Source organism: Paenarthrobacter sp. NCHU4564, assembly GCF_052156435.1.
GTDB lineage: Bacteria > Actinomycetota > Actinomycetes > Actinomycetales > Micrococcaceae > Arthrobacter.
Window position 1 is genome coordinate 1 of the sequence record NZ_JBQLIS010000039.1, and the last position, 8,169, is coordinate 8,169.

Sequence of the window (8,169 nt, forward strand, 5' to 3'; positions counted from 1 at the left end):
CTGGGGCTGCGGGGCCCTCTTCTTCGGCCCGCCGAGGTTGCGGCGTGACTTTTCCTCCACGTAGACGAACTGATACTCGTCGGGATCTGCCTTGGCTTTAGCTTTGCCGTGCGGTGGCAGGCTGACCGTGGACAGGTCTTCCGGGCGGAGGTCCTCGACGGGAGCCCGCAGGATCCAGAGGCGTTCGTCTTCCGGATCTTCCGGGTGGAAGGTGTGGCGCGGTTCCGGCCAGACGTAGTCCAGCCGTTCTTCGGTGCCGGGGAACAGCGGGCCGTAGAACCGGGGATCCTTGCCGATCAGCTTGGACCGGTGGCTGGCGTGCAGGTCTTCGTCGCCCAACCACGGCGGCATGGCGATCCGCGAAACGTAGTCGGGGTGGGCTGCCTGCGGAGCGAATTCGGTGATATTTGAACGGGTGTTGTCCGGATGTCCGCGCTGGATCCACTCGTCGGCCATCGCCAGACCGTACAGGGTCAGTGCCGGGACGTGACCCATCCACATCCGGACGGCGGGGTGTTGCTGCCAGCCGTAGTGGGGGATGACCAGGGCGCGGAGTACCTGGAGGGCCTCAACACGCTGTTTGCCGAGCCGCGCGGTGTCCAGCGCCGCGGCGCTCTCGCGGAAATCGGCGAAGGGGAGGAAAGTCTGCATCCCTTCAGTTTGGCGGTGCGGCCGCGCATAACCAAGTTAGGTGCCCCGGGACACATGCAGTTGTTCGGGCCTACAGTGGTCGGGTGGAAACTATTGGTGAGAAAACGACGACGACGGCGCCCCCGGTTGCCGAACTGCACCTGCACATTGAAGGGACCCTTCAGCCGGAACTGATCTTCTCCCTGGCTGAACGCAACGGCATCGACCTGCCATACGAAGATCTTCCCGAACTGCGCGAAAAGTACGAATTCACGGACCTCCAGTCCTTCCTGGACCTCTACTACGCCAACATGGCGGTTCTGCGCACGGAACAGGACTTCACGGACATGACCAAGGCGTACCTGGAGCGCGCAGCGGCCGGTGGAGTGCGCCATGCGGAGATCATGATGGACCCGCAGGCCCACGTGAACCGGGGAGTGCCGCTGGAGACGTGCGTCAACGGCATCGCCAACGCCCTGGCTACTTCCGAGGAGGACTTCGGGGTGTCCACGCTGCTGATCGCTGCGTTCCTCCGGGATGAATCCGAGGAGTCGGCGCTGGAAGTGCTGGAGCAACTCCTTGCCATGCATGCCCCCATCGCGGGTATCGGCCTGGACTCCGCAGAGGTGGGCAACCCGCCGTCGAAGTTTGAGCGGCTGTACCAGCGCGCCACCGAAGCCGGACTCCACAGAATTGCCCATGCCGGAGAGGAAGGTCCTGCCACGTACATCACGGAGGCGCTGGACGTCCTGCATGTGGAACGGATCGACCACGGGATCCGCTGCATGGAAGACACCGAGGTGGTGCAGCGGCTGGTAGCCGAACAAGTGCCCCTGACCGTGTGTCCGCTCTCCAATGTCCGGCTGCGGGCCGTGGACAAGCTGAGCGACCACCCCTTGCCGGACATGCTGGCAATTGGGCTCAACGTATGCGTGAACTCGGACGATCCGGCGTACTTCGGCGGTTATGTTGACGACAACTTTGAGCAACTGGTCAAGGTGCACGGGTTCTCGGTCCCGGAGCAGGCCACTTTGGCCGCCAACTCCATCCGGTCATCGTTCGCCAGCGATGCCCGGAAGGCTGAACTTCTGGACCAGGTCACGGAGTGGGTCAAGGCATCAGTCCCGGTTGAGTAGCGTTGGGGCGGGTCGAGCTGCCGGAGGCGAGACCCGCCCATCACTTTCGGCCGCGTCCGATGTCACACTCGGTCACGACACACGCTGTTAACCAATTACAGTCGCGCAAATTAACAAATCATTGGCAAACTTCTAGGGAGCATCCACCCATTGAAGGAGAAGCATGGGCGCGAACACCGCCGAGAACACCAACCTTCGTTTGAAGGCCGTATTGGACATCCTCGCCGAAGGTGTCTGGTCCGGAACGACGCTGAACGCCGGTGAGGTACTGGCCGAGGCGATTGCCCGTGTCCCGTTCAACGCCCACGAGGCTGAACTGCTCAGTGGCGGCATCCCGCGCGGACACAAGACCTTGACCTCCGCCTCCGCCAAGCTGGTCAAGGCCGGCTGGCTGGTCAAGGGCCGTTCCGGCTGGACCATTCCCGAGGATGGGCTGCGTGCCACGGTCGCCTTCCCGGACGTTGCGGCTTTCGCGGAGGCGCTCGACGCCGGGACCCCCATTCCGGACGATGTCGCCGTTCCGACGGCCCCGCCGGCCAGGCCCAAGACCAAACGCGCCGCCGCACCCAAAAAAGCTGCCGCTCCCAAGAAGGCTGCGGCTCCGAAGGTCGCCGCCGCGAAGAAGTCCACCCGCAAGGCTCCGGTCGAGGCAGCGGCGACCACCGCCGTCGAGACCCTTCCCCAGCCCGAGGCCGTTGCCATCGCTGGTGACTTCAACAAGATCCTCGGCGCCCCCGAGGACTGGGCCCCGCAGTATGACGAGGCGCAGATGGAGTTCAACCCGTTGGTCCAGCTGTGGTCGCTGACCGCGGAACTGCCGTCCGGCTTCTACACCTACAAGATCGCGCTGAACCGTTCCTGGGATGAGAACTATGGCGCGTTCGGCACACGCGATGGTGCCAACCATGAGTTGAACCACGACGGCGGTCCGGTCACCTTCACGTACGACCACGCCACGCGCGACATCGTGGTGGCCTAGCTTCCCGTCCCACGAATCGTGCCCTTGTTCGTCCATCCCTACCCTGAAGGAGGGGAGCGGCGAACAAGGGCACGATTGGTTAAGGTGGGTCCATGAATGCAGAGCACGTGAGGCTTACCGCACGCGTCACCGGAGTCGTCCAAGGCGTGGGCTTCCGCTACTGGACTGCCCGGATAGCCGACAAACTGGGCTTGACCGGCACGGTCCGCAACCTCGCCGATGGGTCCGTGGAGCTGGTTGCGGAAGGGCCGCACCCGGACGTCGACCGCCTGCTGGATTGGCTCAATTCGTCCAACGCTCCCGGGCAAGTGGAGGACGTTGCGGCCGACATCTCGGACGCGACCGGGGAATTCGACGACTTCCGGATTATCGGCTAGGCCCCTGGGGACGACGCTGCAAGTCCGGACTCCTTGGCAGCAAGCAGCAGTTCCTGATCGTAAGCAACCAAGTTGTCCACTTGGAGTCGGATGGCCGTGGCCAGATGAATCCCGTCAGCGCTGCGGAGCTGCCTGGGCATTGCTGAAGCGAACATCAGGTCAGCACGGGTTACATCCACCAAGTTGATCGCTGATAGGACGTCGTTGACCACGTCGAAAGGTAAGCTTCGGCGGCGGGCTGCACAGTGGAGTTCCGTATAGAGCAGCATCGAAGCGACCAGATGCCCTCCGGAGGAGCTGATGTGGGTCAGGTGATCGGCGAGGGTTTGCGACTCCCGTTCGTCAGCCACCAACTTCAAGATCGCCGAAGTGTCTGCATAAACGATCACCGATCACCGCGCAGGTCGGCGAGTATCTCGGCTGTCCCAAGCTCAATTTTGACTCGCGGTATGAGACGGAAATCCACTGGCGAATCTACCGCTGGCCGAACGCTTCCTGCTTGCAAAAGCCGTTCAAAGGGCGACGAAGAGGGTGGAATGAGCGTAGCGGCGACCTCGCCGTTGTTGGTCACATCAATGACTTCGCCATTCTTGACACGCTCAAGGATGAGGGTGCCAGCCATCGGGCGGGTCGCTTCGATGTAGTGCTCCAACCGCTGCAGTGCCGGCTGGGAAGAGGAATCGCGGACGGCATCGGCACCCACCGCGTTTGCGGCGGCCAGGGCATGGCCATGCGGCAGCCCGGATTGCAGCGCCAGAACCAAAGCTGCGCAGAAGGCATCCCCGGCGCCGATGGTGTTGGCGATGTCGCTTACCGTGACGGCGGGAGCTTCCGCCACCCTTTCGCCGTTCTTGAAGATCGCCGAACCTTCTCCGCCGTAGGTCACAGCCACCAGCGGGGCGTTCCGCAGCTCGGGGATGAGCTCATATTCCGATTCGTTGACGATCACCAGGTCGCAGCGTTCCAGGAGTTCGGGCAGCAACGGTGCGGCCGGTGCGGCATTCAGGGCGAAGAAGCCCCTGGTGCGGCGGGCGGTCTCCAGGACCACCCTTTGGTCGACTTCGAGTTGGCACAGCACTGCCTCGTCCTCGGCGAAGGATACGCCGTCCAAGGAGACCTGCCCGTTGGCGCCCGGGCACACGACGATCTGGTTTTCGCCGTCGGAATCCACCAAGACCAGCGCGGTGCCGGTGGCGCCGTCAACCTGCGCTACGTCCGCAACGTCGACGCCGGCACGCGCCATGGCATGCAGCAGGGTGCGGCCCGCTTCATCCTGGCCAACGGCCCCGACCATGCGCGAGGCACCAGCGAGCCGGGCCGCGGCGACGGCCTGGTTGGCGCCCTTTCCGCCGGGCTGTTGGCGAAGGACGCCGTCGCCCACTGTTTCGCCGGGGGAGGGGAGCCTGTGGGTGGTCGCCGTGATGTCGAGGTTGATGCTGCCAACGACGGTCAGCGCAGGCGAAGTCAGGGAAGAGCTCATGGGAAGGCCTATCTGGGAAATGAACTTCAGGAGGACTGGATGACGGAGAGGTGCCCGGCCCTGGCAGCTACGAGGCACTTGGCCAAGTAGAACGGGGCTCCGTTCCGTCGGACGTACTGGGTGAGGACCAGGACCGGATCGGAAGGCCGGAGGTCCAGGAGTTTGGCGCGGCTGGGGCCGGCGGTGCTGAGGCTGATCTGGCACTCGCCGGGGCCCAGGGTGGTCCCGGTCAGGCCGGCCAGGAGCTCCAGGAGTGTCGGTGCGGGGAGCCCGGGAGCTTCGGCGGCCTCTGTCAGGGCCCCGGCCTCAGGAATGTCCTGCGCTATATTCTCCTGCAGGTGCGCCACGGGCTCGCCATTGCGGATCAGCACACTTTCCCAAAACCACACGTCGTCATCGGGCTGGACGCCCAGGCCGGGCGCCACGAATTCCGAGGCCGGCTGTTTGATGGCCGCCACCCGTTTGACCTGGATATCCGAGTCCTGGCCACCCAGCAGTTGGTCAAACGGACGGATGTGCTCGATTCCAATCCGGGGCAACGAGTCGGCCACAAACCTGCCAACTCCGCGTCGTGCCCGCGTGAGCCCGTCTTCCTCCAGGAGCATCAGCGCTTCCCGGATGACGGTGCGGCTGACGTCCATCATGTTGCCCAGTTCGGTTTCCGTGGGCAGGAGTGAACCCGGCGGCAGGAGCTTGGTCCTGATCGCCTCGGCGATGCGGGAGTAGGCGGCCACGCGCAGGGGTTGGCCCTGCTGGGCTGCGATGGGGCGGGACAGGAACTGGACGGCGTTGTCGGTCAAGGGAGCCTCGCTAGGAATCGGTTAGGGACACTGTACCGGAGAAAATGTGAGAGGTTGCACAAGCTCGTAATACATGCTTGTATAACAACTCACATCTCGCGGCGCTTGCCGGCGCCCTCGGACAAAGGAGTTTGATGTGAACATCCCCAACACCGCGGTGGAACCGCAGGAGACAACGCTCGAGGCAGCCGAGACAGCCAAGGCAGGCCGTTTCCACGGCAGGGCCGCAGCGTTCCTGATCACCACCCTGGTCCTGGCCGTGCTGGCGTTCCAGCTCAACGCCAGCATGATCACCCCGGCCCTGCCGCACATCGGTACGTTCTTTGGCGAATCTCCCGAGGCCGTGGCCCAGGTCCAGTCCATGTTCTTCCTGGCAGGTGCCATCTCCGGCCCGGTGATCGGGAGGTGGAGCGACTTCATCGGCCGCCGCACCGCGCTCCTGCTGGTCCTGGCCATCATGGGCGCAGGTACGGTGCTGTGCATCTTCGCCCCGACCCTTCCCCTGCTGGTCACCGGACGCTTCCTGCAGGGCGTCTCGAGCGCCATCTTCGCGCTGTCCTACATCGTCCTCAACGAATACCTGCCCGCGCGTCTCTTCGGCACGTCCATCGGCATCATCGCTGCCATCAACGGCGGAGTGGGTGGCGTGGACGGCTACTTCGGTGGGCTGATGGCGGAGACCATGGGCTTCCAGTCGATCTTTGTCGCCGTGCTGGTACTGGCCGCGATCGCCGTCGTCTGCGTCATCAAAGTAGTCCCCAAGGGACGGTCCGCTGCAGCCGCCGGCACTATGGACTGGTGGGGCGCCGGTTCACTCTCGGTGTTTCTGGTCTTCATCACGTACTTCGTGTCCACCGGTTCCTCCGCAGGCTGGACGTCACCGGCGGCACTCGCCCTCCTCGCCGGCAGCATCGCGTCCTTCACCGCCTTCTGGCTGATCGAGAAGAAGCGCCAGACTCCACTGGTTGCCGTCCACCACCTCCGTTCCCGCCAGGTGTGGCCGGTGATCGCCACCACCGTGCTGACCCTGGCCGGCATCTTCGCTATCATCAACTTCACCGTGGTGCTGCTGAGCCAGGACAAGAACAGTGGTTTCGGCCTGTCCGCATCGGTGGCGGCACTCTTGTTCCTGACGCCCGCTGCCCTGATCGGCGTCTTCGCGGCTCCGCTTGCCGGCTGGATCGCCGATCGCCGTGGATGGATCAAAACCGTCCGCGTCGGCTCTGCAGCCAGCCTTGTCTGTGCGATCGTCGCGGCCATGTTCGCCAACAACCAGGTGGCTGTCCTGATCGCGATCGCCGCGTTGGGCATTTTCTACAACGGCTTCTTCCTGACCGCGATCAACGGCCTCTCCGTCCTGCTGTCGCCCAAGGAAGCACCGGCCGCCCTGCCGGGCATCAACGGAGCGAGCTTCGGCATCGGGGCGAGTCTCGGCGTCGTGGTCGTTGCGCCGTTCGCCGGCCTGGGCACCGCAGCCGGGTACTCCACGGCCCTCTGGATTTCCGTGGGCATCACCGTTCTCGCGTTCATCGTGAGCCTGTTCATAGCAGCGCCCAAGGGCGAAAAGATCTAACGCACGACGCCGGACCCCGCCGCCGGGGGCCACTGACCAACCCTGTTCCGAAAGACCCGAAATGAGAAAACCATGAACCAGCCCGCACCCTTCTTCCTCGACTGCGACACAGGTATCGACGATGCCCTGGCCCTCGCCTATCTCCTGGCGTCGCCGCTGGCGGAGCTGGTGGGCATCGGGACCGTCAGCGGCAATGTCAGCGCCGCCGGAGGTGCCCGGAATACGCTGGATTTGCTGAAGCTTGCCGGGCGTCCGGATATTCCCGTGGCCGTGGGCGCCCACGATCCGCAGGTTGGCACGTTCCACGGTGGAGCCCCGCATGTGCATGGAGACAACGGCATTGGAGGAGTGGAGTTGGAACCGTCGGACCGTGAGCCGGTGCCGGGTACGGCCGCGGAACTCCTGGTGAAGCTGGCGCATGAGCATGCCGGTGAGCTGCGCGTCGTGGCCATCGGCCCGCTGACCAACATCGCCGAGGCTCTCCGGCTCGAACCCAAGCTGCCCGAACTCGTGGCCGAGCTGACCATCATGGGTGGTGCGGCGTTGGCCCCCGGAAACATCACGCCCGTGGCCGAAGCCAACATCGCCAACGATCCCGAAGCCGCGGCGGAGGTTCTGGCTGCCGACTGGGATGTGACCCTGGTGCCCCTGGATGTCACCATGACCAACGTCCTGGAGGAGAGCCACCGCCAGGAACTCCTGGCCTTCGATCACCCTGTTTCGCAGGCTCTTGGCGGGATGCTGGGCTACTACTTCGGTTTCTACGTGGACATCTTCGGCCGGGCCTGTTCCGCAATGCACGATCCCCTCGCCGCGGCCATCGCCGTCAGGGGAGTAGAGCTGGCCGTGGCGCCCAAGGTCCGGGTGGCCGTGGACACCACCCATGGCCCGGGCCGTGGCCAGACTGTGTGCGATCTCCGCGGGCAATATGTGGGCTTCCCCGATCAGCGCGGCGCACGGTGCCGGGTAGTGCTCTCGATCGGGGAGGAGTTCGCCCCGCATCTCCTGGGAACCATGCAGGCCGCCTGGCTTAGTGACGCCCAGACGCCAGCCCCCGCCGCCTAACCCAGGCGCGTCCCCTCCCAACTAGGTCGCATTAGTGCGCGTTTTGAGCCCCCAAAACGCGCACAACTGCGACCCAGCGTGTGAGTGCCTTCGGCGCGCCGTGATCCGGGAAAGTATGCGGTTGGCTCG

General features: G+C 64.6%; 8 protein-coding genes and 1 pseudogene. 5 read left to right on the forward strand and 4 right to left on the reverse strand.

Annotated features, from left to right (window positions below; translation table 11 throughout):
- A partial coding sequence (locus tag ACSVIE_RS20785; RefSeq protein WP_442425115.1) for an MSMEG_6728 family protein occupies positions 1–651 on the reverse strand: 651 nt, incomplete at its 3' end.
- 83 nt (positions 652–734) lie between these two features.
- Here ACSVIE_RS20785 and ACSVIE_RS20790 point away from each other — a divergent pair.
- From ACSVIE_RS20790 to ACSVIE_RS20800, 3 genes are all read left to right on the forward strand, one after another.
- Entirely contained in the window at positions 735–1,766 is a 1,032-nt protein-coding gene (locus ACSVIE_RS20790; RefSeq protein ID WP_426006301.1) for an adenosine deaminase, read from the forward strand.
- A gap of 163 nt (positions 1,767–1,929) precedes the next feature.
- Positions 1,930–2,745 (forward strand): pullulanase X25 domain-containing protein, encoded by an 816-nt coding sequence (locus tag ACSVIE_RS20795; protein ID WP_442425116.1) that lies wholly within the window; start codon positions 1,930–1,932, stop codon positions 2,743–2,745.
- A gap of 92 nt (positions 2,746–2,837) precedes the next feature.
- Positions 2,838–3,122: an acylphosphatase gene (locus ACSVIE_RS20800; RefSeq protein ID WP_442425117.1), complete on the forward strand. Its 285-nt coding sequence runs from the start codon at positions 2,838–2,840 to the stop codon at positions 3,120–3,122.
- Here ACSVIE_RS20800 and ACSVIE_RS20805 read toward each other — a convergent pair.
- From ACSVIE_RS20805 to ACSVIE_RS20815, 3 genes and pseudogenes are all read right to left on the reverse strand, one after another.
- Positions 3,119–3,511, reverse strand: coding sequence for a type II toxin-antitoxin system VapC family toxin (locus ACSVIE_RS20805; RefSeq protein WP_442425118.1), 393 nt, complete (start codon positions 3,509–3,511; stop codon positions 3,119–3,121). The two genes, ACSVIE_RS20800 and ACSVIE_RS20805, sit on opposite strands and share 4 nt — an antisense overlap.
- 236 nt (positions 3,512–3,747) lie before the next feature.
- Positions 3,748–4,602 (reverse strand): annotated as a pseudogene (locus ACSVIE_RS20810) (PfkB family carbohydrate kinase); the annotation flags it as partial.
- A 26-nt stretch (positions 4,603–4,628) separates the two neighbouring features.
- A complete protein-coding gene (locus ACSVIE_RS20815) occupies positions 4,629–5,402 on the reverse strand; it encodes a GntR family transcriptional regulator (RefSeq protein WP_442425119.1) in 774 nt (257 codons plus the stop codon).
- A 136-nt stretch (positions 5,403–5,538) separates the two neighbouring features.
- Here ACSVIE_RS20815 and ACSVIE_RS20820 point away from each other — a divergent pair, with 136 nt between their 5' ends.
- A complete protein-coding gene (locus ACSVIE_RS20820) occupies positions 5,539–6,975 on the forward strand; it encodes an MFS transporter (protein WP_442425120.1) in 1,437 nt (478 codons plus the stop codon).
- Positions 6,976–7,047: 72 nt separating this feature from the next.
- On the forward strand, positions 7,048–8,040 hold the full coding sequence (locus ACSVIE_RS20825) for a nucleoside hydrolase (protein WP_442425121.1): 993 nt from the start codon (positions 7,048–7,050) through the stop codon (positions 8,038–8,040).
- Positions 8,041–8,169 lie beyond the last annotated feature (129 nt).